Annotated in this window: 28 protein-coding genes; 11 read left to right on the forward strand and 17 right to left on the reverse strand. The window is 61.6% G+C overall.

The genetic code is table 11. The annotated features are described in order from the left end of the window. Nucleotides 1-112 precede the first annotated feature (112 nt). On the forward strand, nt 113-619 hold the full coding sequence (locus IE188_RS14470) for a DUF1963 domain-containing protein (protein WP_191287235.1): 507 nt from the start codon (nt 113-115) through the stop codon (nt 617-619). A 465-nt stretch (nt 620-1,084) separates the two neighbouring features. On the opposite strand, the gene IE188_RS16840 is transcribed toward IE188_RS14470, so the two are convergent. The 8 genes from IE188_RS16840 to IE188_RS14505 all read right to left on the reverse strand — a co-directional run bounded on the left by IE188_RS16840 (nt 1,085) and on the right by IE188_RS14505 (nt 8,231). Then, nucleotides 1,085-1,216, reverse strand: coding sequence for a hypothetical protein (locus IE188_RS16840; RefSeq protein WP_268246026.1), 132 nt, complete (start codon nt 1,214-1,216; stop codon nt 1,085-1,087). 1 nt (nt 1,217) lies between these two features. After that, nucleotides 1,218-2,402, reverse strand: a complete 1,185-nt coding sequence (locus IE188_RS14475; RefSeq protein WP_191287236.1) for a formate dehydrogenase subunit gamma — start codon at nt 2,400-2,402, stop codon at nt 1,218-1,220. A gap of 82 nt (nt 2,403-2,484) precedes the next feature. Beyond that, on the reverse strand, nt 2,485-3,105 hold the full coding sequence (fdh3B, locus tag IE188_RS14480) for a formate dehydrogenase FDH3 subunit beta (RefSeq protein WP_191287237.1): 621 nt from the start codon (nt 3,103-3,105) through the stop codon (nt 2,485-2,487). A gap of 14 nt (nt 3,106-3,119) precedes the next feature. Continuing rightward, entirely contained in the window at nt 3,120-6,113 is a 2,994-nt protein-coding gene (locus IE188_RS14485) for a formate dehydrogenase subunit alpha (protein ID WP_191287238.1), read from the reverse strand. An 86-nt stretch (nt 6,114-6,199) separates the two neighbouring features. After that, a complete protein-coding gene (locus IE188_RS14490) occupies nt 6,200-6,394 on the reverse strand; it encodes a twin-arginine translocation pathway signal protein (RefSeq protein ID WP_191287239.1) in 195 nt (64 codons plus the stop codon). 66 nt (nt 6,395-6,460) lie between these two features. Further along, on the reverse strand, nt 6,461-7,069 hold the full coding sequence (locus IE188_RS14495; RefSeq protein ID WP_191287240.1) for a TorD/DmsD family molecular chaperone: 609 nt from the start codon (nt 7,067-7,069) through the stop codon (nt 6,461-6,463). Continuing rightward, nucleotides 7,066-7,665 carry a DUF3306 domain-containing protein gene (locus tag IE188_RS14500; RefSeq protein WP_191287336.1) on the reverse strand — a complete coding sequence of 200 codons (600 nt, stop codon included), beginning with the start codon at nt 7,663-7,665 and terminating at the stop codon, nt 7,066-7,068. The genes IE188_RS14495 and IE188_RS14500 overlap by 4 nt, the downstream gene beginning before the upstream one ends. Then, nucleotides 7,665-8,231, reverse strand: coding sequence for a DUF3305 domain-containing protein (locus IE188_RS14505; protein ID WP_229836871.1), 567 nt, complete (start codon nt 8,229-8,231; stop codon nt 7,665-7,667). Before IE188_RS14505 ends, IE188_RS14500 begins: the two co-directional genes overlap by 1 nt. A 169-nt stretch (nt 8,232-8,400) precedes the next feature. On the opposite strand from IE188_RS14505, the gene IE188_RS14510 reads away from it, so the two are divergent. The 8 genes from IE188_RS14510 (at nt 8,401) to IE188_RS14545 (ending at nt 15,317) form a co-directional block, all read left to right on the forward strand. Then, a complete protein-coding gene (locus IE188_RS14510; RefSeq protein WP_191287241.1) occupies nt 8,401-10,356 on the forward strand; it encodes a 4Fe-4S binding protein in 1,956 nt (651 codons plus the stop codon). 22 nt (nt 10,357-10,378) lie between these two features. Then, complete coding sequence (locus tag IE188_RS14515; RefSeq protein ID WP_191287242.1) at nt 10,379-10,567, forward strand: DUF6494 family protein; 189 nt, start codon at nt 10,379-10,381, stop codon at nt 10,565-10,567. A 6-nt stretch (nt 10,568-10,573) separates the two neighbouring features. Next, nucleotides 10,574-11,641 carry an Mrp/NBP35 family ATP-binding protein gene (locus tag IE188_RS14520; RefSeq protein WP_191287243.1) on the forward strand — a complete coding sequence of 356 codons (1,068 nt, stop codon included), beginning with the start codon at nt 10,574-10,576 and terminating at the stop codon, nt 11,639-11,641. After that, nucleotides 11,638-12,342: a biotin/lipoate--protein ligase family protein gene (locus IE188_RS14525; protein WP_191287244.1), complete on the forward strand. Its 705-nt coding sequence runs from the start codon at nt 11,638-11,640 to the stop codon at nt 12,340-12,342. The genes IE188_RS14520 and IE188_RS14525 overlap by 4 nt, the downstream gene beginning before the upstream one ends. Beyond that, nucleotides 12,339-12,827, forward strand: a complete 489-nt coding sequence (locus IE188_RS14530; RefSeq protein WP_191287245.1) for a DUF6505 family protein — start codon at nt 12,339-12,341, stop codon at nt 12,825-12,827. The genes IE188_RS14525 and IE188_RS14530 overlap by 4 nt, the downstream gene beginning before the upstream one ends. 141 nt (nt 12,828-12,968) lie before the next feature. Further along, nucleotides 12,969-13,676 (forward strand): ABC transporter permease, encoded by a 708-nt coding sequence (locus tag IE188_RS14535; protein ID WP_191287246.1) that lies wholly within the window; start codon nt 12,969-12,971, stop codon nt 13,674-13,676. After that, nucleotides 13,669-14,463, forward strand: a complete 795-nt coding sequence (locus tag IE188_RS14540; RefSeq protein WP_191287247.1) for an ABC transporter ATP-binding protein — start codon at nt 13,669-13,671, stop codon at nt 14,461-14,463. The genes IE188_RS14535 and IE188_RS14540 overlap by 8 nt, the downstream gene beginning before the upstream one ends. Nucleotides 14,464-14,492: 29 nt before the next feature. Then, entirely contained in the window at nt 14,493-15,317 is an 825-nt protein-coding gene (locus IE188_RS14545; protein WP_191287248.1) for a substrate-binding domain-containing protein, read from the forward strand. A gap of 63 nt (nt 15,318-15,380) precedes the next feature. Here IE188_RS14545 and IE188_RS14550 read toward each other — a convergent pair whose 3' ends face one another. Next, the gene (locus IE188_RS14550; protein WP_191287249.1) at nt 15,381-16,262 is read right to left on the reverse strand and encodes a helix-turn-helix transcriptional regulator; all 882 of its coding nucleotides are present in this window, start codon (nt 16,260-16,262) and stop codon (nt 15,381-15,383) included. A 531-nt stretch (nt 16,263-16,793) separates the two neighbouring features. Between IE188_RS14550 and IE188_RS14555 the strand changes: the two genes are divergently transcribed. Then, nucleotides 16,794-17,111 (forward strand): DUF1127 domain-containing protein, encoded by a 318-nt coding sequence (locus IE188_RS14555; RefSeq protein ID WP_229836874.1) that lies wholly within the window; start codon nt 16,794-16,796, stop codon nt 17,109-17,111. Nucleotides 17,112-17,237: 126 nt separating this feature from the next. Here the strand turns inward: IE188_RS14555 and IE188_RS14560 are convergent, their stop codons facing one another. The 8 genes from IE188_RS14560 to IE188_RS14590 form a co-directional block, all read right to left on the reverse strand. Continuing rightward, nucleotides 17,238-17,678, reverse strand: coding sequence for a magnesium transporter (locus tag IE188_RS14560; RefSeq protein ID WP_229836877.1), 441 nt, complete (start codon nt 17,676-17,678; stop codon nt 17,238-17,240). 8 nt (nt 17,679-17,686) lie between these two features. Beyond that, nucleotides 17,687-17,815 (reverse strand): hypothetical protein, encoded by a 129-nt coding sequence (locus tag IE188_RS16845; protein ID WP_268246027.1) that lies wholly within the window; start codon nt 17,813-17,815, stop codon nt 17,687-17,689. Between the two features lie 344 nt (nt 17,816-18,159). After that, nucleotides 18,160-19,884, reverse strand: a complete 1,725-nt coding sequence (gene ggt, locus IE188_RS14565) for a gamma-glutamyltransferase (RefSeq protein WP_229836880.1) — start codon at nt 19,882-19,884, stop codon at nt 18,160-18,162. Between the two features lie 152 nt (nt 19,885-20,036). Continuing rightward, a complete protein-coding gene (locus IE188_RS14570) occupies nt 20,037-21,230 on the reverse strand; it encodes a multidrug effflux MFS transporter (RefSeq protein ID WP_191287250.1) in 1,194 nt (397 codons plus the stop codon). A 281-nt stretch (nt 21,231-21,511) separates the two neighbouring features. Next, the gene (gene speB / locus IE188_RS14575; RefSeq protein WP_191287251.1) at nt 21,512-22,477 is read right to left on the reverse strand and encodes an agmatinase; all 966 of its coding nucleotides are present in this window, start codon (nt 22,475-22,477) and stop codon (nt 21,512-21,514) included. A 229-nt stretch (nt 22,478-22,706) separates the two neighbouring features. Continuing rightward, nucleotides 22,707-23,000 (reverse strand): DUF6522 family protein, encoded by a 294-nt coding sequence (locus IE188_RS14580; protein ID WP_191287252.1) that lies wholly within the window; start codon nt 22,998-23,000, stop codon nt 22,707-22,709. Next, complete coding sequence (locus IE188_RS14585; RefSeq protein WP_229836882.1) at nt 22,997-23,278, reverse strand: hexameric tyrosine-coordinated heme protein; 282 nt, start codon at nt 23,276-23,278, stop codon at nt 22,997-22,999. Before IE188_RS14585 ends, IE188_RS14580 begins: the two co-directional genes overlap by 4 nt. A 19-nt stretch (nt 23,279-23,297) precedes the next feature. Then, a complete protein-coding gene (locus tag IE188_RS14590) occupies nt 23,298-23,714 on the reverse strand; it encodes an RrF2 family transcriptional regulator (RefSeq protein ID WP_191287253.1) in 417 nt (138 codons plus the stop codon). 203 nt (nt 23,715-23,917) lie between these two features. Between IE188_RS14590 and IE188_RS14595 the strand changes: the two genes are divergently transcribed. After that, entirely contained in the window at nt 23,918-24,325 is a 408-nt protein-coding gene (locus IE188_RS14595; RefSeq protein ID WP_191287254.1) for a DUF488 domain-containing protein, read from the forward strand. Nucleotides 24,326-24,424 lie beyond the last annotated feature (99 nt).

The following is a 24,424-nucleotide window of genomic DNA, read 5'->3' on the forward strand; positions in this document are numbered from 1 at the left end:
ATGAGCCAGACCCTCTCTTAGATCAGGCCGCTAACTGCCCCAAAAACTCTGACGACGGACAGCAGATGAAATAGAGCGCCTTGGCCGGGCCTATCTGGATTGGGGTAAGCGCATGGCTGACCAGGCTAAGGCCGCCATGCAGAAGATAGCCTCCCAGGATCCTCAGACGCCCATCAGCGCGCAGGACTGGCAAGAGCTGACCCAAGCATTTTGTGAAACTTCCGCTGAGTATTGGGTCAAAAGCAGCGATGTTCTAAGTAAAAGTTCCCGTAGCATTAACATGGGAAAACACGTCGAAATGGCAATCCGCGAAGATCTCCTTGATCTCTATACCCGAGACAATAGAGCCCCAGAAACGCTCCCACGGGATACGCTAAAAACCATAGAAGAGTTTGCAAAATACATCGAGCCGGGCCTACCACATCGAATGGGAGGGCTACCCGACCCCATCCAAAGTGACGCCTGTGATCCAAGCGATCCGCTCCTATTCCAGGTGGCAAGCGATTTGGCGATGGGATGGGTGTGGGGTGATGTCGGAGCTCTCTACGTTACTATCTCTGAGAGCGACTTACGCAAAAGTCGGTTTGAACATGTCGAGGCATGGCTTGAGGGGCACTAACAAATAGAAGCCGTTTCAGCGTAACAGTGTAGTCCCGCAAGCTGACGTTCAGTTATCCGGTTTGAGCGGCGGCTTCGTCCCGCATCCTGTAAACACAATCTCTCGGACCTAATGGCTGCAATGGTGGCGGGACGAATGGCGCCGCCGCATTCGTTGCGTGGGCCAGCGGGATCTGGACGAGCCAAACGCCCTTGGTCGTCAGGGTGAGGGCGCTGCCCTCTCGTGCGTTCGCCACGTCAGGTTGCCACGCCATCCATCCAGTCGATATGCCGTTACCCGCGAGGCGGTTTCTGTGGCCTTCCAGACCAGGGAAGAAGGTGATGTTTATCGCGAAGCCAAGCGCGAGGAATGGGAACGGTTCTGCAAAGTCTCCCACACGTTTGACAGGGCTATACCTTTCACGTGGAAATTTAGCACAGCAGTAATCCATGTGAATGAAGAGAGGCGGCAAGAGGATGAACCGCCTCAGTCGTGCAGCCGCACATTCCCGGGCGACGCCGTTACTGAAGAGGCCGAGAAGCCGCTGTTCACGAGAATCTGGTTCGCGCCAATGGTGATCACAACCAATGCGGCCAGTGCTGCAAGGAATGCTTTCATCCTATGCCTCCTTGCCCTGCTGGATTTCGGCGTTGCGCACCTCGTCCACCCACAGGCTGTGGTGTTCGCGGGCCCATTGCTCCTCGACCTCACCGCTGCCCATGGCATCAAACGCGCCTTCCATCCCGACCGAGCCGATATAGATATGGGCCAGAATAATGGCCAGCAGCACAAAGCTGACGACCGCGTGCCACAGTTGGGCGTATTGCATTTCTTCCTGTGGGGTCAGCGGATAGGGCAAGGCGTCCTGCCCGAACCACCCCGGCACGCCCCAGTCGTTCAACACAGCAAAGGTGGCGCCGAAAATGTTGAATTCGAACGGAAACAGCAGCGACAGGCCAGACAGCGAAATCGATGCGCCCAGAACGATCGTGGACCAGAAAATCAGTTTCTGCCCGGCGTTGAATTTCTTGGCCGGAGGGTGCCCGCCGCCAAACAGCCCGCCCCCTTGCGCCAGCCATCTGAAATCGGTGCGGTCGGGCAGGTTGTGGATGACCCAGGAGACAAAGACGATCCCCAGCGCAAGAATGAACGCCCATGAGATATTGTTGTGCACCCACTTGGTGCCAATTGCGAGGGTCGAGAATGCCTCGTGCCCGAAGGTGGGGATCAGCACCTTGCGACCGAACAGGGAAATCAGACCGGTCACACCGAGGATCAGGAAAGAGCCGGCCAGCAGCCAATGACCAAACCGTTCGAACCCGCTGAACCGCGTGATCGTGCGGCCGGTCTTTTCGCCATCAATGCGAATACGCCCACGGATCAGGTAAAACAGCGCCAGCAAAACCAGCGTGCCGCCCAAAAGCCCCGCGCCATAGGTCAACAGCGGGCCTTCGCGAAACTTCAGCCACCACATGCCACCATCCTGGATCAAGGTCTTGACCGCTGGTCCACGCGATTGAGTCGAAATATCCGCCGAGTCATAGCGCAGCGCGCGCCACAGATCCGGGTCGGACTGCCCCCCGCGTGTGCCAAGCGGCGCAGTCATGGGCGCGGCGGCCTCCGGGTCGCCGGTGGCAGACCTGCGAAATTCATCATCCACCTTTTGCTGGGCCTGACGGCGCAGGATATCGTCCAGCGTTTGCGCCCCACCGGTTTCAGCGCGCGGATTGTCCACAGCCTGTTGCGCCATGGCGGGCACCATCAGACCAAAGATCAGGGCGAAAACGGCAAAAAGGCGAAACATCCGGATGTTCCTTACGTCAGGTCACAAAAGTTGGGCGACCTCATCCCGGGCCGCCCGATTTTCACAGGGGAAACGGGCGGGATCAGCCACCGCTTCCCAGGCGCGGCCCGTCTTGGCCCTTCTTGTCATAGGCTGTGCCCCAGCCCCAGGCCCCGGCGCCGAACCCGCGGGCGACGATCCGTTCGCGATAGATCTCGGACACGGTGTCGCCATCGCCCGCCAGCAGCGCCTTTGTCGAACACATCTCGGCGCAGATGGGCAGCTTGCCCTCGGCAATCCGGTTGCGGCCGTATTTGGCAAACTCGGCGGTCGAATGGTTTTCTTCCGGCCCACCGGCGCAGAAGGTGCATTTGTCCATCTTGCCACGCGACCCGAAATTGCCCGCTTGCGGATATTGCGGCGCCCCGAACGGGCACGCATAGAAGCAATAGCCGCAGCCGATGCACAGGTCTTTCGAGTGCAGCACGATGCCGTCGGCGGTCTGATAGAAGCAATCCACCGGACAGACCGCCATGCAGGGCGCATCCGAACAATGCATGCACGCGACTGAAATCGAACGCTCGCCGGGCAGTCCATCATTGATCGTGACAACACGGCGGCGGTTGATGCCCCAGGGGACCTCGTGTTCGTTTTTGCAGGCGGTCACGCAGGCGTTGCATTCGATGCAGCGTTCAGCGTCGCACAGGAACTTTGCTCTCGCCATGATCGGTCTCCTTCTTATGCGGTCCAGATTTTGCAGAGAGTTGCTTTGGTCTCTTGCATCTGGGTTACGCTGTCATAGCCATAGGTTTGCGCGGTGTTGCTGGATTCCCCCAGAACGTAGGGGTCGGCCCCCTCGGGGTATTTGTCGCGCAAATCCTTGCCTTCGAAATGGCCGCCGAAATGGAACGGCATGAACGCCACCCCCGGACCCACACGTTCCGTCAACATCGCCATCACCTTGACCTTGGCGCCTTCCGGGCCTTCGACCCAGACCTGTGCGCCGTCACGAACGCCAAGGTTGTTGGCATCGCGCGGGTTGATTTCGACGAACATATCCTGCTGCAATTCCGCAAGCCACGGGTTCGACCGGGTTTCTTCGCCCCCGCCTTCGTATTCGACCAGACGGCCCGAGGTCAGGATGATCGGATAATCCTTCGAGAAGTCGTTGGTCTGGATCGAGCTGTACATCGTCGGCACGCGCCAGAACTTCTTGTCCTCATAGGTCGGATAATCGGCCACAAGATCGCGGCGGTTGGAATAAAGCGGCTCGCGGTGCAGCGGCACGGGGTCGGGGAAGGTCCAGACCACGGCGCGGGCCTTGGCGTTGCCGAAGGGCGCGCAGCCATGCTTGATCGCGACGCGCTGGATGCCGCCTGACAGGTCGGTTTTCCAGTTCACCCCGCCCGTCTTGGAATCGTAATCCGATGGGATTTCGCCCTGCTGCGATGTCTCGCCGACCTCTTCGGTGTTGCCGCCATCATCCGCAGGCTCTGCCGCCAGGGGCGCCCCATCGGGGAAGCCCGCAACGCGGTCGATGCTGGCGCGTTCCTCGTCCGTCAGATCGCCGTCCCAGCCCAGATCACGCAGCATCTGCATGGTGAACTCGGGATAGCCATCCTTGATTTCGGACCCTTTGGAATAGACGCCTTCGGCCAGCAGGTTGTCACCGTCACGTTCCACCCCGAAACGGGCGCGGAAGGTCAGACCACCTTCGGCCACCGGGATCGACATATCGTAAAGCAGCGCGGTGCCGGGGTGGTTCATCTCGGCCGTGCCCCAGCAGGGCCAGGGCATACCGTAGAAATCGCCATCTGCCGGGCCACCATTGGCGCGCAGCGTCGTCTTGTCGAACGTGTGCTGGTTGGCCATGTGCATCTTCAGACGCTCGGGGCTTTGACCGGTATAGCCGATGGTCCACATACCGCGGTTGAACTCGCGGGTGATGTCCTCGACATTCGGCTCGCCACCCTCGTCAATTGCAATGTTGCGGAACAGGCGGTCATGGAAGCCGAATTTCTCGGCAAATTTCGCAATGATCGTGTGGTCGGGCAGCGATTCAAACAGGGGTGCCATGATCTGCTCGCGCCACTGCAGCGACCGGTTCGAGGCCGTGGCCGAGCCGCGGGTTTCGAACTGCGTCGCCGCCGGCAGCAGATAGACGCCATCGGTGCGGTCCTGCAGAACTGCCGAAACCGTCGGATAGGGGTCGACCACCACCAGCATGTCCAACCGCTCCATCGCGGTTTTCATTTCCTTCAGCCGGGTTTGCGAGTTCGGCGCGTGGCCCCACAGAACCATCGCGCGGGTGTTGTCGGGCTGGTCCAGATTGGCCTTGTCCTCAAGCACCCCGTCGATCCAGCGGCTGACCGGAATGCCGGTCAGGTTCATCATCTTTGTCTCGCCCACCGTCGCGTCCGAGAACCGGCCTTTCAACCAATCAAGGTCTTCTTCCCAAACGCGCGCCCAATGCGCCCAGGCCCCTTCCGACAGGCCATAATAGCCCGGCAGGGTGTCGGCCAGAACGCCAAGGTCCGTGGCGCCCTGCACGTTGTCGTGGCCCCGGAAAATGTTGGTGCCCCCACCGGCGCGGCCCATGTTGCCAAGCGCCAGTTGCAGGATGCAATAAGCGCGGGTGTTGTTGTTGCCGTTCGTGTGCTGGGTTCCGCCCATGCACCAAATGACGGTGCCGGGGCGGTTGTTGGCCAGCGTGCGGGCGACACGCTCAAGCTGTTCGCCGGGCGTGCCGGTGACGCGCTCGACCTCTTCGGGGGTCCATTTCTTCACCTCGTCGCGAATTTGGTCCATGCCCCAGACGCGGGTGCGGATGAAGTCCTGATCTTCCCACTTGTTCTCAAAGATATGCCACAGGATGCCCCAGACCAGCGCAACGTCCGAACCAGGCCGGAAGCGCACATATTCGTCGGCATGGGCCGCCGTGCGGGTAAAGCGCGGATCGCAGACGATCATCGGCGCGTTGTTTTCTTCCTTGGCTTTCAGCAGGTGCAGAAGCGACACCGGATGCGCCTCGGCCGGATTCGAGCCGATCAGGAAGATCGCTTTCGAGTTGTGGATGTCGTTATAGCTGTTGGTCATGGCGCCGTAGCCCCATGTATTCGCCACACCCGCCACCGTGGTCGAGTGGCAAATCCGCGCCTGGTGATCGACGTTGTTTGTGCCCCAATAGGCGGCGAATTTGCGGAACAGATAGGCTTGTTCGTTGCTGTGCTTGGCCGAACCAAGCCAATAGACGGAATCCGGCCCGCTTTCGTCGCGGATCTTCATCATGCCGTCACCGATCTCGTTGATCGCCTGTTCCCAGCTCAGGCGAACCCATTCGCCGTTTTCTTTCTTCATCGGGTATTTCAGGCGACGCTCGCCATGGGCGTGTTCACGCACCGAGGCACCCTTGGCGCAGTGCGATCCCAGGTTGAACGGGCTGTCAAAACCGGGTTCCTGCCCGGTCCAGACGCCGTTGTCGACCTCGGCAATCACCGTGCAGCCGACCGAACAATGCGTGCAGACGGATTTCTTGATCTCGATCGCCCGCTCTGCGGCTGTTTGCGCGGTGGCTTGCGTGACCGTGCCGCCGGTGGCGGCAACAGCGGCCAGCCCGCCGATGGCAAGCCCCGAACCGCGCAGGAAGCTGCGGCGGTCAACAGTGGTGGCCGAGCGGGCGGCGCTTGGCGTCGCGCTGCGGCGTGCGCTTCCGTTTGTCTTTTTTCTAAGCATCGTCATTCTCCCTGGCCCTGCGCAGCAGGTGGCTTGGTATCAATGTGAATTACCCGTCCAAGCAATGCATGGGCGGTGGCGCGACCCTAAAAGCGGGTGCTTTTCAGATAGGCGCGCGTGTGTTCGGTGTCCTGCATCACTTGCGATGACAGATCGACCTGGGCCGGTTCGGCCTCAGCGGCCGTGCCAGCGGTTGCAGCGGCAACTGCGGCACCCGGCACCGCCGTCCCGGCGATCTTCAGGAAATTGCGGCGGGTCGTGCCCTGTTTCTTGTCCGTCATTCGAATGCCCCCTTCCTGGGTTGCGTGTCACGGCGGCCCCTTGCCGCCCGGTTTACCGGCAGGCCGTCAGCCTGCCATCATGCGGAATGCTTCCTGTTCGATATCCATGAAGGCCGCCCCGACGGCACCGACCGAAGCATACAGAACCGACCCTTTCGCACCTTGCAGATCGGTAAAGAAATGCGGTGCCCAGGGGCCGATATGTTTGTTGTAAAACGCCCGTTGGCGCGGCAGATCAACAGCGTTGCTGAAACGACCGACAATCATTCCGCCCATCATCTCAAGCAGTGATGCGATGTTATCCTCGGGTTCGAACGTATTGGGCGACCGGGTGATGCCAAGCGCCGCCATGTCCGCCCGCAAATTGGCCAGAGGTTTTTCGTTCAGAAACCCGGTCATGTAATAGCTGGCATAGGGCAAAAGCTCGCCCCGTCCCAACCCGATGAACAAGGCATCATATTCACGCTGTGCGGCCTTGGGCTTGGTCACTTTCGCAACCCGCGCCAGCCCCCCGATCGCCTGGCCAAGCGGTGAGTCGTCGCCAGTCAGCCCGGCGGTTTGGGCCAGCAGCATTTCATCCGGCGGCCCCGCCAGCATCAGGCCGAGATAGTTGTAAAGGTCCGCGCGCAGGCGATCCTCTTCGGTGATCTCGGGATTTGTTTGCGTCAGGGTCATGCGGTGTGTCCGTCGAAGTTGAACACCATCCGGCGCGGCTTTGGGTGGTCAGGCTCTGCCCCCCCTTCCGACGCGGTTTCAGGCGTTGTCGTGTCTGACCAATCGACCTGTGCGATCTGGTCACTTGTACGGGCTTGCGCGTCACCCTCATCAAGCGGTGACGGCTGATCTTGCGGCGCGGGCGCATCGGCGATCCGATCTTCGCCCCCCTCCGCGTTCAGCACATGCGCCAGAAGCCCCTTGCCAACCTGATAGCTGGTCGCGATTGCTCTGTTGCCATAGCTTCCCGTAAGGTAATCATCGTCATAATCATTCAGCCCGTCAACACATGCCAGCACCGGATTGCTGCGCCACAGCTTGCGCAGCGCGCGTTTGCGGATGTGTTCGGGCACCGCTTTCGCCATGAAGGCGGCGAAATCATCACCGCTGACCAGCGTATCGGGGTCAGGCAGACCCAGCTCGGCCAGAATCTCATCGTCGGTCTTGTCCGCCAGCGCCTGCTGGTCCTGCAGATCAAGCGCGGCTTGTGCTTCGGCCTCTGCCTCGGCCTGCACGGCGGCGCGGCGGCGGTCCCAGAATGTCGCGGGTTTGCGCATCACGATGCCTCGCGGCGGTGGCGGGGCGCGCGATAGACATCGCTGTCCTGCGCGATGCGCGGATCACCGATGCCATCCTCGGCGCCGTCGACTTTCATATTCTTGCGCTTGCGCTTCACGAATGTCTCTTCAACATGGTGCTTGCCGACGAAATCCGCGATCCACGCGCGCATCCCGTCGGGCATCGGCAGCTTTTCCACCAGGGCTTCGTCCGAATCGCAGTAATCCTGCGCCTCATAGGGTGAAGCGGTGGCCAGCGAAACGGTCCAAGGCGTTTCGGGTCGGGCCGGATCGGGGTTCAGCACGACATAGATTGACGGCGAACGCGCCTGAAGCTCGTGAACATAGGCTTCGGTATCTGATGGATAGAGTTGCAGCGGAACGGTGGCGGCAAGATAGTCCGTCACCTGCCCCTGTTGGCGCAGAACGGTCCAATCGGTCGAACCCGCGCCCGGCACCATATCGACGACGCGCCACGCCCATTTCGCCCACCGGGTCACGCCGGGCGATTTGCGAATCACAACCCCAAGCGGGATGGATTGCGAATTGGGAAACACGAAGGACACGCTGGCACCTGCTGGCTGCAATAATTTATTTCCGTAAATCAGTGTAATGATACACGCAGGAAATGAAAGAGGGAGCAGCCGGTGCAGGTAGAAATTGATCGCCCAATCTTCACGGATCGCCTTTCATCCCGCGCCGTTCCGTCCTACGTAGTCTGGGTGAGGGGTCGAAATGAAGAAAACGCTGCTAATCTGTGATTGTCTGGGAACGCAGGCCATTGACGCCCAGACGCTGGGCGCCGCAACGGGGCGTGTCTGCACGGCTGTGCATACATCGCTGTGCGACGCACAAATCGACCGCGCGGCCAGGGCGATGGCGGATGGCGAGGTGATGATCGCCTGCCAGCAAGAGGCCACGCGCTTCGCCGATCTTGCCGAAGACCTTGGCGTCCCCATGCCCGATTTCGTCGACATCCGCGACCGCGCAGGGTGGACGGCGGACAGGGCAGACACAAAGCCGAAGATGGCTGCGCTGATCGCGGATGCGTCCCGCCCTGCGCCTGCGCCCAAGACGGTCGATGTGACCTCGGACGGTGTGTGCCTGATCATCGGCGCGCCCGGCCCTGCCTTTGACGCCGCCGAGAAGCTGGCCGATATCCTCGCCGTGACGGTGCTTGTGCCTGACGCAAGCGATCTTCCGGTCACGTCGCGGTTCGACATCTGTGTGGGGCGGTTGGGTCATGTATCCGGCACTCTGGGTCAGTTTTCGATCCGCATTGATGCGTTCCAACGCGTCATTCCCGGCGGGCGTGGGGCACCGTCACTGACCGACCCGCGCGATGGGGCGCAATCATCGTGCGACGTGATCCTTGATCTGTCCGGCGATACCCCTCTGTTTCCCGCCCCCGACAAGCGCGACGGCTATCTGCGCGCGGACCCCAACAGCATTCCTGCGGTGGCCGATGCCGTGCTGGCCGCCAGCCAGATGGTCGGCACCTTCGAAAAGCCGCTTCATATCCGATTGCAAGAACCGCTTTGCGCGCATTCGCGGGCGGAGCAGCCTGCATGTTCGAACTGTCTGAATGTCTGCCCCATCGGGGCCATTCTGCCCGCAGGCGATCATGTCCGCATCGACCCCTTGATCTGTGCCGGGTGCGGGGCGTGTTCCGCCGTCTGCCCGTCCGGCGCGATCAGCTATGACGCGCCACCGGTCGATCATGTATTTCACCGCATCGGCACGCTGGCCTCTGCCTATCGCAAGGCCGGAGGAACGGCTGCCGCGCTGCTGGTCCATGACAGCCACGGGGCCGAGATGATCCGCCTTGCCGCCCGTTTCGGCAAAGGCCTGCCCGCCCACGTGATCCCGCTGGAGATCGACGCCCTGGCCATGTTCGGCCATGCCGAGATGCTGGCCGCGCTCGCTGGCGGTTTTGCCGCGGTCGATATCCTGCTGGCCCCGAAAAGCGACCGCGACGTGTTGCAGGCCCAGGCCGATCTGGCCACCGCGATCGGGGCCGAGGGCCGCGTGAGCCTGCTGGACATCGCCGACCCCGACGCGCTGTCGGATCACCTGTATGATCGCGCCGCGCCTGACGATCTGACGACGACCCCGATCCTGCCGCAGGGCTCGCGCCGCCAGATTGCCCGGCTGGCCGCCAAGACCCTGCATCCTGACGCCGAGACAATCCCCCTGCCCGACCACGCGCCCTATGGTGCGGTGATCGTGGACACCGATGCCTGCACGCTGTGTCTGGCTTGCGCCTCGCTGTGCCCGTCCGGGGCGTTGGCCGACAATCCCGACAAGCCGCAACTGCGCTTTCAGGAAGATGCCTGCCTGCAATGCGGATTGTGCGCCCATGTCTGCCCGGAAGACGCGATCACCTTGCAGCCGCAGCTGAACCTGACCGACGCCGCGCTGTCCCAGACCGTTCTGAACGAGGAAGAGCCGTTTGCCTGCGTGGAATGCGGCAGTCTGTTCGGCGTCAAATCCACCATCGAACGCATCACCGAAAAGCTTGCGGGCAACCACGCGATGTTTGCCAATCCCGATGCGCTGCGGATGATCCAGATGTGCGACAATTGCCGTGTGAAAGCGCAGTTTCATGCCCAGGACAACCCGCTCACGCTGGGCGAACGCCCCCGCGTGCGCACCACCGAAGACTATCTGTCTGAACGCAAAGATCACTGATCTCTAGCCAAGGAGAAGAAAGATGAACGACGAATTCAACATGTCCATGCGCAAGTTCCTCAAGCAGGTTGGCGTGACCTCGCAACAAGCCATCGAAGAGGCGTTTCGCAAGACCGATGGCACCGATGGAAAGGAATACGAGGCGCGCGTGGTGCTGACCGTCGATGGTGTTGACCTTGAACACATCGTGACCGGCAAGATCAAAGGCTGAGCCGACATGACAATTGGTCGTGACGACGTTCTGGCCGCGCTGAACACGCTGGCCGATCCGGTCAGTGGTGCGCCATTGGTCGAGGCTGGCGTGATCAAGGCCCTGACGGTCGAGGATGGCATCGTGCGCTTCGTGATCGAGGCCACCGGCAGCCACACCGACGCCTATGCCAGGGTGAAGGACGAGGCCGAGACTAAGATCGGCGCGCTGCCCGGCGTCACATCGCTGTCGGTTGTGATGACGGCACACAGCGCGCCCCCTGCCCCGCCCGATCTGGGTCTTGGGCGGCGCGCGGAACCGGCGGGACCGGAAAAGGTGCCGGGCGTCGACCGGATCATCGCCATTGCCTCGGGCAAGGGTGGCGTGGGGAAATCCACGATTTCGGCCAACCTTGCTTGTGCTTTGGCCGCCGAGGGGCGGCGGGTGGGGCTGCTCGATGCCGATGTCTATGGGCCATCGCAGCCGCGTATGCTGGGGGTGTCGGGGCGTCCGTCCTCGCCCGATGGCAAGACGATCCTGCCGATGCGCAACTATGGCGTCACGATGATGTCCATCGGGCTGATGACAAATGATGATCAGGCCGTGGTCTGGCGCGGGCCGATGTTGATGGGCGCGCTTCAGCAAATGCTGACACAGGTGCAATGGGGCGCTTTGGATGTGCTGATCGTTGATCTGCCGCCCGGCACCGGTGACGTGCAGATGACGCTGGCCCAGAAGGCGCAGCTTGACGGGGCGATCATCGTGTCCACCCCGCAGGATGTGGCGCTTCTGGATGCGCGCAAGGGGGTTGATATGTTCAATCAACTGGGCACCCCTATCATCGGCATGATCGAAAACATGTCGACGCATATCTGTTCGCAATGCGGGCACGAGGAACACACGTTCGGCCATGGTGGCGTTGCGGGCGAAGCCGCGAAGCTGGGCGTGCCGTTGTTGGCGGAAATTCCCCTGCACCTCGACATTCGGACGGCTGCCGATGGCGGCGCGCCGATTGTGGTGTCCAAGCCCGACAGCCCGCAGGCCGCGGCGTTCCGCGAGGTGGCGCAAAAGCTGGTCGCAGCCGGTCACGCATGACGCAGCCGGTCTTTCCCCCCTTGTTCACCGGGCTTGACGCCGATGGCGCGGACCCGTTCGCGCTGGCCTGTGCGCAGGCGAAAGGGGTGTGTGACGCGGGGCTTGTCACCTATGACCTGGCCCATGACCGCCTGCGCGCAGCCATTGTTTTTGCACCCGAGGTGCCGCTGCGCCAGGCCGCCTCTATGTTGCCCCTGTGCGGGGTGGGGTTTCAAAACGCCCTTGGCGCGCTGGCCCCGCCCGAGGTCGCGGTGCATCTGGGCTGGGACGGCGGGATTTACGTGAATGGCGGGCTGTGCGGCGCGCTGAGTATCGCGGCGTCCGGGCGTGACCCAGAGGCTGTGCCAGATTGGTTGGTCGTCGGGCTGTCGCTGAACCTGTGGCCACCTTCGGACGACACCGGGCACACGCCTGACGCAACCGCGCTTTATGCCGAAGGCTGCGGCGATGTGGACGCGCCACGGTTGCTTGAAGCATGGGTGCGCCACACGCTTGTTGCCTTGAACGACTGGGCCGAGGATGGCACCGCCCGCCTGCACGCCAACTGGCTGGGCGTGGCCCACGGGCGCGACACCGAAGTGACAGTCGCAGGACAGCGCGGCACCTTCGTCGGCCTTGACGAAAACCTTGGACTTTTGCTGAAATCCGGCGATCACTCCCATCTGATCCCCCTGACCGCCTTGCTGACGGAGCCCGCATGAAACTTGCCCGCGCGATCCATTTCGACGAAAGCGACACCCGCGTGTTTCACAACCCGGCCCGCACCGGCGAATGGTGCATTTCCGGCGGGTTCGAGTTCTCGAACTGGGGCGAGGCCGATCTGGTCGGCAAGGCACGGCAAGCCTTCGCAAATGGCTGGCTGGGGTGCGAGACCTTCGGCCGTGTTACCTTCGTTGCCGTGACCCAGATCGAACCCGCTGAGCATGACAGGCTGGCCGACCGTCTGGCGCAGCATTTCGTCGACATCTATGGCGCGCCTTCGGTCGAGGTCGCGCGCGCTGTCGCCTTGGAAGAGCTGTCGCAGATGGCCGATCTGTGCGACGAACACCCGGCCAATACGCTGCTGACCGTCGCGCGCGCGTTGACCGAAGTCGGTGTGCGCGAAACCTATCGCGTGATCGAAGCGCAAGACGCAGGGCTTGAGCAATTCGCCATCCACGCCACGCCGGACGATCCGCAGCACTAAGCTGCCTGCCCCTCATTCTCGCCAGATCCTGATCGCCCACGCCGGCCCGCTGTCGTCACTTTCTGCGGGCAGGTTCGGAATAGGGATGGATTCTTGTGTATTCTTGTGCAAAATTTCCCATACGCGGGAGGAAACACACCCATGGAAAGCTTTTCAGCAATCTTGGCCGAGGCGTTGGGCCTGATCCTGTCCTGGGATGCCGACGTGATCGAGATCATCGTGCTGTCCCTGCGCGTGACGCTGTCTGCCGTGGCAGTGGCCTGTATGATCGGTTTTCCGCTGGGCGCCATGGTCGGCGCATTCCGCTTCCCCCTGCGCACGGGCGTGATCGTGGTGATGAACACAATGATGGGCCTGCCGCCGGTTGTCGTCGGTCTGCTGGTGTATCTGATGCTGTCCGCCGCCGGACCCTTGGGGGTTCTGGGGCTTCTGTATTCCCCCACGGCCATGATCATCGCGCAAACCATTCTGGTCACGCCCATCGTGGCAGCCCTGACGCGGCAGGTGATCGAAGACCTTTACAACGAATATTCCGAGCAGTTCACATCGCTTGGCGTCGGCCCGCTTGACCGGGTGCTGGCGCTGCTTTGGGATGCGCGCTACAGCCTGTTGACGGTGGCGCTGGCCGGGTTCGGACGCGCCGTGGCCGAGGTGGGCGCGGTCATCATCGTTGGCGGCAATATCAACCATGTCACGCGGGTGATGACGACAACGATTGCGCTGGAAACGTCGAAGGGCAATCTGCAACTGGCGCTGGCCCTTGGAATGATCCTTCTGACCATCGCGGTGATCGTGAACGGCCTGTTGATGGCCATTCGCGGCACCGCGGCAAGGGCGGCCTATGTCTGAGGTGGTCGTGAACATAAGCGAACGCAAGCGCGCCCCGCTGGCCCGCGCCAGGACCACGTCCACGGCGCCGCTGATGACGGCGCGTGGCCTGTGTTTCGACGCGGGCGGGCAACGCCTGATCGACGGAATTGACCTGGACATCCATCCGGGCCGCTGCACCGTGATCATGGGCGCAAATGGCAGCGGCAAAAGCCTGCTCCTGCGCCTTCTGCACGGGTTGCTGACCCCAACAAAAGGCGAGGTCAACTGGCAGGGGCACCCTCTGGACCCCGCAGCACGTCAGCAACAGGCCATGGTCTTTCAGCGCCCGGTCATGCTGCGCCGATCCGTTGCCGCCAACCTGCGCTTTGCCCTGTCGGTGCGCGGTGTGCGCGGTGCCGAACGCAAAAGGCGCGAGGGCGAAACCACCGCCCTGGCGCGTCTTGACGCGCTGAAGGACAAACCCGCCCGCGTTCTGTCCGGTGGTGAACAACAGCGCCTTGCCATGGCGCGCGCCCTGATCTGTGCACCGCGCATGTTGTTCCTGGACGAACCGACCGCCAGCCTCGACCCGGCCTCGACCCAGGCGATCGAACATATGATCGAGGACGCGCGCGCAAGCGGCACCACGATCCTTGTCGTCACCCATGACGCGGGCCAGGCGCGCAGGTTGGGTGACGATCTGATCTTTCTGCATGACGGACAGGTTGCCGAAACCGGCCCCGCCGCACAGGTGCTGGACAACCCGCAGTCGCAGGCCGCGCAGGCATGGCTCGGAGGCCGCCTGTTTGTTCCCACAACCCCCTGATATCCCCTGATCATGATAGGAGTATGATGATGTTCAGACGCAGTTTTTTTGGCATGGCTTCTGCCGGCCTTCTGGCGCTTGGCCTGACTGGCCCTGCCAACGCACATGATGATCATATCGTGGTGCAATCCACGACCTCGACCCAGAACTCGGGTCTGTTTGACCATATCCTGCCGATCTTCACCGACAAGACCGGGGTGGAAGTGCGCGTGGTGGCCGTGGGCACGGGCCAGGCCATCAAGAACGCGGCAAATGGCGATGGCGACGTGCTGTTCGTCCACGCCAAAGCGGCGGAAGAGGCGTTTGTGGCCGACGGTCACGGCGTTAGCCGCAGCGACGTGATGTATAATGATTTCGTCATCGTTGGCCCACCCGCAGACCCGGCAGACGTCGCCGGCATGTCAGATGCCACGGCCGCCTTGTCCAGGATCGCCGCGGCCGAAGCACCGTTCGCGTCGCGCGGGGATGACAGCGGCACCCACAAGGCCGAGCTGCGCCTGTGGGCTGAAGCGGGCGTCGACGTGGCGGCGGCCTCGGGCGGCTGGTATCGCGAAACCGGGTCCGGCATGGGGGCCACGCTGAACACCGGCACCGGCATGGGTGCCTATATCATGACCGACCGCGCCACGTGGATCAGCTTTGGCAACAAGGGCGATTACCAGATCGCGGTCGAAGGCGATGAAAAGATGTTCAACCAATATGGCATTATTCTGGTGAACCCCGAGACGCACCCCAACGTGAAGGCCGATCTGGGCCAGCAGTTTGTTGACTGGGTGTTGTCGGACGAGGGGCAAGAGGCGATTGCGTCCTACAAGGTGGACGGTCAACAATTGTTCTTCCCGAACGCCAGGTGACCTGAATCCTGCCGTGAAACAGGGCGCGCCGGGTTTCAAGGCGCGGCCAACCCGGTCAGCCGGTCAATGCGGCAGCCAGCGCACCGCGCCCAGATCGCTCAGGTCATAGCCGCCCATCGCCGCCGCCTTGTCGTGACATGCGGGTGTGCGGGCGAATTTCAGAAGTGTCTGCACCGGGGGCGTGAAATAGGTGTGCTGGTCGATCAACAGGTCAAACCGTTCTTCGGCCAGCGGCAGGAAGCCAAGGCTGAATTGGCGGGCCATCGCCTCGATTCCCGTGGCGGCATCTGCCTGCCCGGCGGCAACCAGGCCCGCGGCCTCGTGCTCGGTATGTGCAAGCTCGCTGACCAGATCCAGATCGCCCGGATCAAGGCCGTCTCGCTTCAGCATCGCGTCGAAAAACGTTGCCCCACCTGCGCCGGGCTGACGCTGCACAACCCGCTTGCCTTTCAGATCGGCCATGCCGGTTATCCTGTCAGCCACATCGGGGGACAACACCAGCCCCCGCGCCCGCGCCGCCCACGCGATCAGCACGCAATTGCGCAGACCCTGTGCGGACACGACATCGACATTCCAATCGGTGCCGCCCGGAATGTGAAGACCCGTCAGCGCCGCCTGCCCGTCGCCAAAGCAATCAAGCCCCGCGCGGCTGCCATTGAACAGCGTGGCAAGACCCGACCCGCTTTCGCGCACCGCCCATTCCAGCAAAGGATCATGCGATCCAGTCAGAACCGCCGGTCGCGCGCGTGTCGCGGGGACGCTGTCGCCATTGATCCAGTCCAGTAGCTCGGCACGCGGAAATATCAGCTTTCCTGTAATGCGCCGATGCGGAATTTCGTCTGCGGCGGCAAGGTCATAGACCTTTCGTTCCTTCACCCGCAACAACTCCGCCACCTCTTTGGTGGTCAGAAAACTCGGATCATCAAGTCTGTGGTCTTGAGACATCAACCGGCCCGTCAGCGAAAGCCCGAACATGGGCGATCAAGCCGAATTTCACAAGGCCAAAGGAAAAATTCGTTGGGTTCGTTCGGGCGGCAGCGGCTCAGCCTCCTGCCGATGCCCGGTTGCCGAGTCAAAGAGAGGGGTGTGACCCGATGCAACCGCAACGCGGCCGTCGCTGACACCCGGATTTCGGCCCGCAACAGCGCAATCAGGCGGTTTCGCGCCATAAGGTCGCGGTGCCACGCGGCGGCCTTGAAACCCGTCGATGAAGTGGCCACATCAGAGCCATGTCGATGTTGAGCCGTCATACGAGGGTCCTGCGCTTTGCAGGAAAACTGCTGAACCGCCGGTAGCCCCGGGCGGGCTGGCCGCTGTGCCTGTCCACGCCTCGGGGCATATAACTAACTTCTACAGATCCACCCAAAAGACGAAGGCGTGTGCGCCACCGGTTTGCCAAGTGCCGAAAACCGCGGGCTGACCGGGGCGCACGACCGCGCACGTCATGATCTCAGCACTCTTGAAAAGGAGAATGACATGCATCCTGCTATGTTGCATCGAAAATACCTGTCGCAACGCAAGCTCGGCGACTTGGCGCATCGTGAACGCGCGAAAGCGAGCGGCGGCGTCCTGCGCGGATGGCTGCGGGCCACGATCCGGCAGTGGCAGCGCCGAAAGATGACGGCCAGACTGCAAGCTCTGGATGACAGGCTGCTGGCGGATATCGGCATGCTTCGCACGGATATCCCGCGCGCGGTTGATGGGATCACCGATCGCGAATTGCACGTGGTCCCGTTGACGCCCGCCGTCGCCCCGGCGGTTGACGATGGCGACGGTTACCTGCGCGCCGCGTAACGATTGTACAAGCGCCCTTCGCGCCACCGGCCACGGTGGCGCGAGATCACCCACGCGCGAAGGAAATCCACATCCCGAGAAGGAGCCGGTCCACGAGCTGTCCTTTGGATTGACGGCACGTCCTGTTCAAAGGCTCAGCACCAGCGTGGCAATCGAAAAATAGACCAGAACGCCGACAGCGTCCGAGATCGTCGTGACAAGCGGCCCGCTTGCGGTTGCCGGGTCTAGCCGCAGTCGGCTGAGAAGGAACGGCAGGGACATGCCCACAAGGCTGCCGATGATGACAACGACGAACATCGTTAAACCGACGATCAGTGCGATGTCCACACCGCCCCGCCATGCACCGACCGGAAAGACCACCGCCGCCATCGTCAGCCCAAGCGCCGCTGCAACGACGAGTTCGCGCAGGATCAGGTCGCGCCAGTCCTTCAGCGCCACGTCCCCGGTCGCGAGCGCCCGCACCAGCAGTGTCGCCGATTGCGACCCCGCATTGCCGCTGCTGTCGATCAGAAGCGGCAGGAAGAATACCAGCGAGACATAGGCCAGGATCAATTCGTGCAGCTGCACCGCCCCAATCAGCCGGCGGTCATGCCGGCGTCAAGCGTTGCGAAATCCGAGGTCATCAAGGCACCCGCACAGCCCTCGGCATGTATCGAAAGCCGATGGATGTCGTCGCGATCCTCCGGTGCGAGATCGCGAACCATGCGATGCTGTTCATCAAGCAGAGCTGATTGAACAGGCGAATGGCGTCTTCGCTGCTGTCGGCCTGACTTGTGCAAGAACACCCGTACCGGCCAGGCCCGGCAACGCGTGCATCCTGCGGTCTGCACGAAAGGCTGTGTTTCGCTGGAAAGTCCGGAGATCGGGTAAAGCACCGGTCCCCGCGCGCCTGATGTCTGCGTTCCCACTTGTCCGATCAGGATATGGTTCAGCCGCGCTTCCGGCGTCAATTGACGGCCAAACCCGTCAGGTCGTTGCCCACAGATATAAGAAGCGGCCCCCAAGCAGGTTGAGGGCCGCTTTCAGGTGTCATTCAGGCGTCTGCCGATCAGTGACCCAACGTCGCGGCATCCACCCGACGCGGGTCGGATGCACCGAACAACAAACCGGCTTCCGCGTCGACCATGATTGACTGGGTGGAGCCCATCACCGATTTTTCCACCACGCTGTGGCCGCGTTGTTCCAGAATGCGGATGGTATCCTTGCTGATGCCATCTTCGATCCGGATTTCGTCGGGCAACCATTGGTGGTGGATGCGCGGCGCGACGGACGCCTCGGCGATGTTCATGCCGTGGTCGATGACGTTCATGATGATCTGCAACGTAGTTGTGATGATGCGCGAGCCGCCGGGGCTGCCGGTCACCAGAAACACATCGCCATCTTTCATCACCAAGGTGGGCGACATCGACGACAAGGGGCGCTTGCCCGGTTCCACCGCGTTTGCATCCCCGCCGATCAGGCCATAGGCATTGGCGACACCGGGCTTGGCGGAAAAGTCATCCATCTCGTTGTTCATCAGAACGCCGGTGCCATCCGCGACCATGCCCGACCCGTATGAGAAGTTGATCGTATAGGTGTTGGACACCGCATTGCCCCATTGATCAACGATCGAGAAATGCGTGGTCTCATTGCTTTCATAGGGGGCAAGATCACCGGGTTTGATCGTGTCCGACGGGGTGGCGACATTCAGGCTGATCTGGCTTCTGATGTCGGCGGCATAGTCTTTCGAGGTGATTTCAGCCAGCGGAACATCGACAAAATCGCTGTCCCCCAAATATTCGGACCGGTCGGCATAGGCGCGTTTCATCGCCTCGGACATCAGGTGGATCGTATCGGCCGAGTTGTGACCCAGAAAGCCAATCGGATAGTCTTCAAGGATGTTCAGGATCTGCACGATATGCGCGCCGCCCGAGCTGGGCGGGGGCATCGAAACGATCTCGTACCCGCGATATTCACCGGTTACGGGTTCGCGCAGAACGGGCTTATAGGCCGCCATGTCCTCGACGGTGATCCGCCCACCGGCCGCCTGCACCGATGCGGCAATCTGTTCCGCGACGCTGCCCTTATAGAACCCGTCAACGCCTTCGTCCGCGATCTTTTGCAGCGTGTTGGCCAGATCGGCCTGCACAAGAAGTTCGCCCGGTTCATAGAAACTGCCATCTTCCTTATAGAAGATGGATTGCGAGGACGGCCATTTCTTCAAACGATCTTCCAGACCTTTCAGGCTGTCCGCCAATCCGGGGGTCACCGCGATCCCGTCACGGGCCAGCGCGACGGCGGGTGCTACGACTTGCTCCCAAGACATCGAACCGTACTCATCCAGCGCCATTTTCATCCCGGCAACGGTGCCGGGCACACCCATGGCCAACCCGGTGAAGCGGGACAATTCGCTGTCGGCGTTGCCGTCGGCATCCAGAAACATATCGCGATCCGCGCCTGACGGGGCCATTTCGCGATAGTCAATGGCGCGGGTTTCGTTGGTTTCGGCATCATGCACCAACATGAAACCGCCACCGCCCAGGTTGCCGGCGCGCGGAAGCGTGACCGCCAGCGCAAAGGCCACGGCGATGCCTGCATCAATCGCGTTGCCGCCAGCCTCAAGAATATCCAGGCCGACCTGTGCAGCCACCGCTTCTTGTGCCGCGACCATACCGTTTTCGGCATAGACCGGATGCACCCGATCCTCGCCGGAATAGATGGCGGCTTGTTGGGCATAAGTTGGTTGAACAGTGGCAAGTGATGCGCACAGCGCACCCACATAAAATCGTTTCACGATCGGTCCCCCCCTTGAATATAAAAGAATGCAAGGGAAGCGTCCGGCACGCGCAGCGTCGGGTCAAGCCGGGTGCCACGCACACGCGGAAATCCGCGCAACCCAAAATGGATTGATGACCCGGCGTAATTCTAAAATGTGGGGAGTGCTGGCTATCCTGCCACGGCCTGTTGGCGGCGCAGCGAAATGACGGTCAATCCAAACGCAATCGCACCACACAGCGCGATGGCCGCCACCATTGGCGTTGCCGTTCCGTCAAAGAAGGGCGATGCTGCGACGATCATCACGCCGCCGGTCAGCATTTGCAGCGTGCCACCAAGCGACGAGGCAAGGCCCGCCAGATCTCCGTGGTCTTCAAGAGCCATGACCATCGTGGTCGGGATCACAAGGCCAAGCCCCGCGTTTCCAAGCAGCAGAAAGCCGATCACAATGGGAAGCGTTGCCCCACCCAGAAGCGAGATGACCAGAAGGACCAGCGTAAAGCCTGCAAACACGCCTGTGCCCAACCGGATGGTTTTCGCCAGCCCGATGCGGCCGGCCAGAGGTCCGGCAAATTGCGACGCGGTGAAGAAACCTGCCGCATTCACGGCAAAGGCCAGCGAAAAGCCGGTGGGCGACAGGCCAAACTGGTTCATATAGACGAACGAGGCTGAGGCGAGAAAGACAAAGAAACTGGCCATGCCAAAGGCGCCGATGAAGGTCAGGCTCATGAAGCCGGGGTCGGTCAGAAGCGTGCGCGCGCCTTTCAGCATGCTGCGCAGATTGGCACGGGTGCGCCGATGGGCAGGCAGCGTTTCCGGCAACAGGGTTGCGGTCATCGTCAGGCTGATCAGGGCGGCCGCCGCGATCACACCAAAGATGACACGCCAGCCTGCAAACGCCAGAATCCCGCTTCCGGCCAGCGGCGCAAGCATTGGCGAAACCGAGATCACAAGCATGATCATGGCCATCAGCCGTGTCGCGTCGGCACCCGTGTGCATGTCGCGGATGATGGCGCGGGGCACGACCATCAATACCGCGCCGCCCAGCCCTTGCAGAAACCGCCACGCGGTCAGCTCGGCCACGGATCCAGCCATCGCGGCCCCGATTGACGCGATCAGAAACACACCGACGCCAACGAAAATCGGCAGTTTGCGCCCCGATTGATCCGCCCATGGGCCATAGATCAGCTGCGCAATCCCGAAGGCAATGAAATACGAGGTTATGGTCGCCTGAACGGCCGTTTCCCCGGCACCCAGATCGGTCGCAATGGCAGGCATCGCAGGCAGATACATGTCGATCGCAAATGGGCCGACCATCGACAACGTTCCCAGCACAACGGCCGAGCGCACCAGACTGACTGACATGACTAATCCTTTTCTTGCGTCAAAAAACGCAATACGCCCTTGTGTCGGGATGGGTAACAGAATGCGCAATGAACAAACTGCGCGCCGACACGATCCACCAAGGGGGCGACATTGCCCTGTCGGACTTCAGAAGGCAAGATGTCACCAGCATGGAGACGCAGCGCAACGCCATGTTGGTGTCCTCTCACCCTCGTCCCTTGAATGGGCCAGACCGTTTTCCCGACCTCTCCGCGCTGGCAGGGTGGTTTCAACATGGCGCCAAAGCGCGTCTGTGCCGGCAATCAGCTTTTGTTGCGAAAGATGAATCCGATGAGGTTCAGCAGGATCTGGGCTGCCAGGATCTGCGTGCTTTCTGACGGATCATAGGCCGGGGCCACTTCCACCAGGTCGATCCCCACGACATCGCCGCGTTTGGTCAGACCCTGCAGGATCTCCAGCACCTCGTAATAGAGGAAACCGCCATGGCTGGGTGTGCCGGTGCCCGGCGCGATCGAGGGGCAGAACCCGTCGATGTCGATGGTGACATAGAACCGGGCACCTTCCGGGATCCGGTCCAGAACCCCCTCGGCCCCCAGCGCCCGAACCTGGCGCACGGACAGAATGTCGGTGCCACGCGCACGGGCGTCCTCGTACCCGTCCCGCGTGGTCGACGACACGTTGCGGATGCCCAACTGGGTCATGCCGCTGACATAGCCCTTTTCGATCGCCCGACGCATCGGGTTGCCATGACCTTCGGTCACGCCGTGACGTTCATCCACGAAATCCAGATGCGCGTCGATCTGCACGATATGGATCGGACCGTTTCGGGCACAATCTTCTTCAAACGCGCGCACGCAGGGGATGCTGACCGAATGATCGCCTCCGATGGTGACGGGAATGGCACCCGCATCAAGGATCTTCTTCACGCCATATTCGATATTCGCGTGGCTTTCCGTGGTCTTGGTATGGACGATATCGGCGTCACCGATATCGACGATCCGCACATCTTCGCCCAGATAGGTTGCGTCATCCTCGTGATCATATGCCCCGCCCAGACCGAAGCTGAACAGGGTCGAGGCCTCGCGCACCGCGCGCGGACCGAAGCGCGCGCCCGAGCGGTACTGGCAGCCGCAATCGAAGGGCGCGCCCAGAATCGCGACATCCGCGTCGATGCTGTCCCAGTCGCTGACATAGGGGTTCTTGCCGAATGTGGCGATGCCGACAAAAGGCAGGTTCAGACGGTGGGTATCATTACCGTGGGCTGACATATGTATCTCCGTTGTGTGGGTTGACGATTGGCCGGTTCCGGCAGGAACAGGGTGATCCGGGGGAAGGCGACCAGACGGCCGGTGGTGACGGGCTTACCCCCATGCTCTTGTAGGTTTCCGGCAAGATCGGCAAGACCTGCACCCGCATTTTGAAGGTCTCGAAACCCTCGTTCAGCAGGCCATGGATGGGTTCCGACGGCAACAGAGAGGGCAACGGGAAGACCCGGCTTTAAGGTAACTCCGATGATTTTGGTCGTGGTGCCAGATTCGGGTGACCGACCGGAAACGTGCTCGTGGACAAAATCACGCCATGCTCATCGACAATGATCCGAAAGGCGCGGCCCTGGTGCCGGAAAGTCAGTCGCCAGCGGTTCGCATCCTCACCCTCGCCTGCCTCGCAAAGTGATGCGATTTGTCGGTCCTGCATCCGGATACGAATCTCTTCGACGGACAGGTCAAACGCTTTGGCAAGCATTTGCGCGTCCACGATGAATTGCTCCTCGTTTCTCTCGATCCTGCTCATGTCTTGTCCCGCCCGTATTCATTTGCCGCGGCGACAGTGGCGAAATGCGACGCGACCACCTGTCTGACAGCAATCAGGGCATCAGGATCTTCGGCACATTCCTTGAATTGGGTCGAGCCCATCAGACAGCCGGTGACGGCCCAGGCACAGAACAGGTTGAACCCGATCAATACGACCCATGGGCTGAGGCTGCCCGCCATTGCAAAGCCCATCAAGGCAAGCAGGATCGACAGCGACAGGCCGACATGCCGTTCGGATATGGTCAGCGCGGACGTCATCCTGGTTCGCCTTTCTTCATCACACCGCCACCTGTTGGGGAAGCGAGATATCGGCAAGCGTCGAGTTGTTCAGCTCTTCGATGAACCGGCGTTCCGCCGTCTGAAGCCGGGCCTTCAGCCGACAACAGCCGGCAATTGTGCACGCCCCGCCATCCGGTCGGAAACACTCGACCAGCGATTGCCCCTGTTCCAGAAGCTGGACAACATCCCCAAGCTGGATTTCGGCCGGGCTGCGCCGCAGAAAGGCCCCACCATTCACCCCGCGCCGGGTCTCGACAATACCGCCTTGTGCGAGCCGCTGCATGATCTTGGCCAGATGGTTGCGCGACAGTTGGAACTCTTCAGCCAGATCAGCCGTCGAGAACGCCCGGTCGGGCGCACTGGCCATCCGCATCAACATACGAAGCCCGTAATCGGTGAAGGAGGTGAGGTTCATGCCGCTCCGTCTTTTCTAATCGGTATTTACAATACCTATTTAACAGAGATACAATGAGAATCAAGTTCAAAACCCCGAGGCCCCCATGTCATCTGGTGATCCACGGATCCTATCCGCCCGCCCAATAGCCTTGTCGAGCGGCGTCGTGCCCATGCTCTGAAAGCGGTGGACCTGATGGACGATACAAACAAAAAGGATAGCTGATGCCGCCGGCAAGGCCACCCGTCCCCGACGCCCCCGGCGAGCGTATACGCGTCAAGCGGATCTATCGCGCGGCGCGCGTGTCGGACGGCAAGCGGATACTGGTCGACAGGCTCTGGCCGCGCGGCGTTGCAAAGGATCGCGCCCGCCTGTTTCAATGGTGCAAAGAAGTCGCACCTAGCGATGGCTTGCGGCACTGGTTCCACACTCACCCCGATCAGTGGCAGGCATTCACCACGCGTTATCACGCAGAGCTTGCCGCACATGACGATTTGATCCGCGAACTTGCCGGATATGCGCGCGAGGGCGTTGTCACGCTGCTTTATGCCTCGAAGAACGAGTCGCAAAACAACGCCATCGTGTTGCGCGATTACCTGCGGCAATGGTTGGAAAGAGTGGGGCAGACATGACGGACCGGCGAAAACCCCCGCTGCGCACCCGGCCTTGCGACCTGCTGGGTTGCGAACAGCCCGCCTTCGGGCTTGCCGGGCCTGTCCTGAACTGCACGT

This window comes from Aliiroseovarius zhejiangensis, from assembly GCF_014656375.1.
GTDB classification, from domain to species: domain Bacteria; phylum Pseudomonadota; class Alphaproteobacteria; order Rhodobacterales; family Rhodobacteraceae; genus Aliiroseovarius; species Aliiroseovarius zhejiangensis.

Bases quoted from the DNA above. Each gene is read 5' to 3' on its own strand.
- IE188_RS14470 (WP_191287235.1), top strand. From the start codon at position 113: ATGGCTGACCAGGCTAAGGCCGCCATGCAGAAGATAGCCTCCCAGGAT.
- IE188_RS16840 (WP_268246026.1), bottom strand. From the start codon at position 1,216: ATGAAAGCATTCCTTGCAGCACTGGCCGCATTGGTTGTGATCACCATT.
- IE188_RS14475 (WP_191287236.1), bottom strand. From the start codon at position 2,402: ATGTTTCGCCTTTTTGCCGTTTTCGCCCTGATCTTTGGTCTGATGGTG.
- fdh3B (WP_191287237.1), bottom strand. From the start codon at position 3,105: ATGGCGAGAGCAAAGTTCCTGTGCGACGCTGAACGCTGCATCGAATGC.
- IE188_RS14485 (WP_191287238.1), bottom strand. From the start codon at position 6,113: ATGCTTAGAAAAAAGACAAACGGAAGCGCACGCCGCAGCGCGACGCCA.
- IE188_RS14490 (WP_191287239.1), bottom strand. From the start codon at position 6,394: ATGACGGACAAGAAACAGGGCACGACCCGCCGCAATTTCCTGAAGATC.
- IE188_RS14495 (WP_191287240.1), bottom strand. From the start codon at position 7,069: ATGACCCTGACGCAAACAAATCCCGAGATCACCGAAGAGGATCGCCTG.
- IE188_RS14500 (WP_191287336.1), bottom strand. From the start codon at position 7,665: ATGCGCAAACCCGCGACATTCTGGGACCGCCGCCGCGCCGCCGTGCAG.
- IE188_RS14510 (WP_191287241.1), top strand. From the start codon at position 8,401: ATGAAGAAAACGCTGCTAATCTGTGATTGTCTGGGAACGCAGGCCATT.
- IE188_RS14515 (WP_191287242.1), top strand. From the start codon at position 10,379: ATGAACGACGAATTCAACATGTCCATGCGCAAGTTCCTCAAGCAGGTT.
- IE188_RS14520 (WP_191287243.1), top strand. From the start codon at position 10,574: ATGACAATTGGTCGTGACGACGTTCTGGCCGCGCTGAACACGCTGGCC.
- IE188_RS14525 (WP_191287244.1), top strand. From the start codon at position 11,638: ATGACGCAGCCGGTCTTTCCCCCCTTGTTCACCGGGCTTGACGCCGAT.
- IE188_RS14530 (WP_191287245.1), top strand. From the start codon at position 12,339: ATGAAACTTGCCCGCGCGATCCATTTCGACGAAAGCGACACCCGCGTG.
- IE188_RS14535 (WP_191287246.1), top strand. From the start codon at position 12,969: ATGGAAAGCTTTTCAGCAATCTTGGCCGAGGCGTTGGGCCTGATCCTG.
- IE188_RS14540 (WP_191287247.1), top strand. From the start codon at position 13,669: ATGTCTGAGGTGGTCGTGAACATAAGCGAACGCAAGCGCGCCCCGCTG.
- IE188_RS14545 (WP_191287248.1), top strand. From the start codon at position 14,493: ATGTTCAGACGCAGTTTTTTTGGCATGGCTTCTGCCGGCCTTCTGGCG.
- IE188_RS14550 (WP_191287249.1), bottom strand. From the start codon at position 16,262: ATGTCTCAAGACCACAGACTTGATGATCCGAGTTTTCTGACCACCAAA.
- IE188_RS14555 (WP_229836874.1), top strand. From the start codon at position 16,794: ATGCATCCTGCTATGTTGCATCGAAAATACCTGTCGCAACGCAAGCTC.
- IE188_RS16845 (WP_268246027.1), bottom strand. From the start codon at position 17,815: ATGGTTCGCGATCTCGCACCGGAGGATCGCGACGACATCCATCGGCTT.
- IE188_RS14570 (WP_191287250.1), bottom strand. From the start codon at position 21,230: ATGTCAGTCAGTCTGGTGCGCTCGGCCGTTGTGCTGGGAACGTTGTCG.
- speB (WP_191287251.1), bottom strand. From the start codon at position 22,477: ATGTCAGCCCACGGTAATGATACCCACCGTCTGAACCTGCCTTTTGTC.
- IE188_RS14580 (WP_191287252.1), bottom strand. From the start codon at position 23,000: ATGAGCAGGATCGAGAGAAACGAGGAGCAATTCATCGTGGACGCGCAA.
- IE188_RS14585 (WP_229836882.1), bottom strand. From the start codon at position 23,278: ATGACGTCCGCGCTGACCATATCCGAACGGCATGTCGGCCTGTCGCTG.
- IE188_RS14590 (WP_191287253.1), bottom strand. From the start codon at position 23,714: ATGAACCTCACCTCCTTCACCGATTACGGGCTTCGTATGTTGATGCGG.
- IE188_RS14595 (WP_191287254.1), top strand. From the start codon at position 23,918: ATGCCGCCGGCAAGGCCACCCGTCCCCGACGCCCCCGGCGAGCGTATA.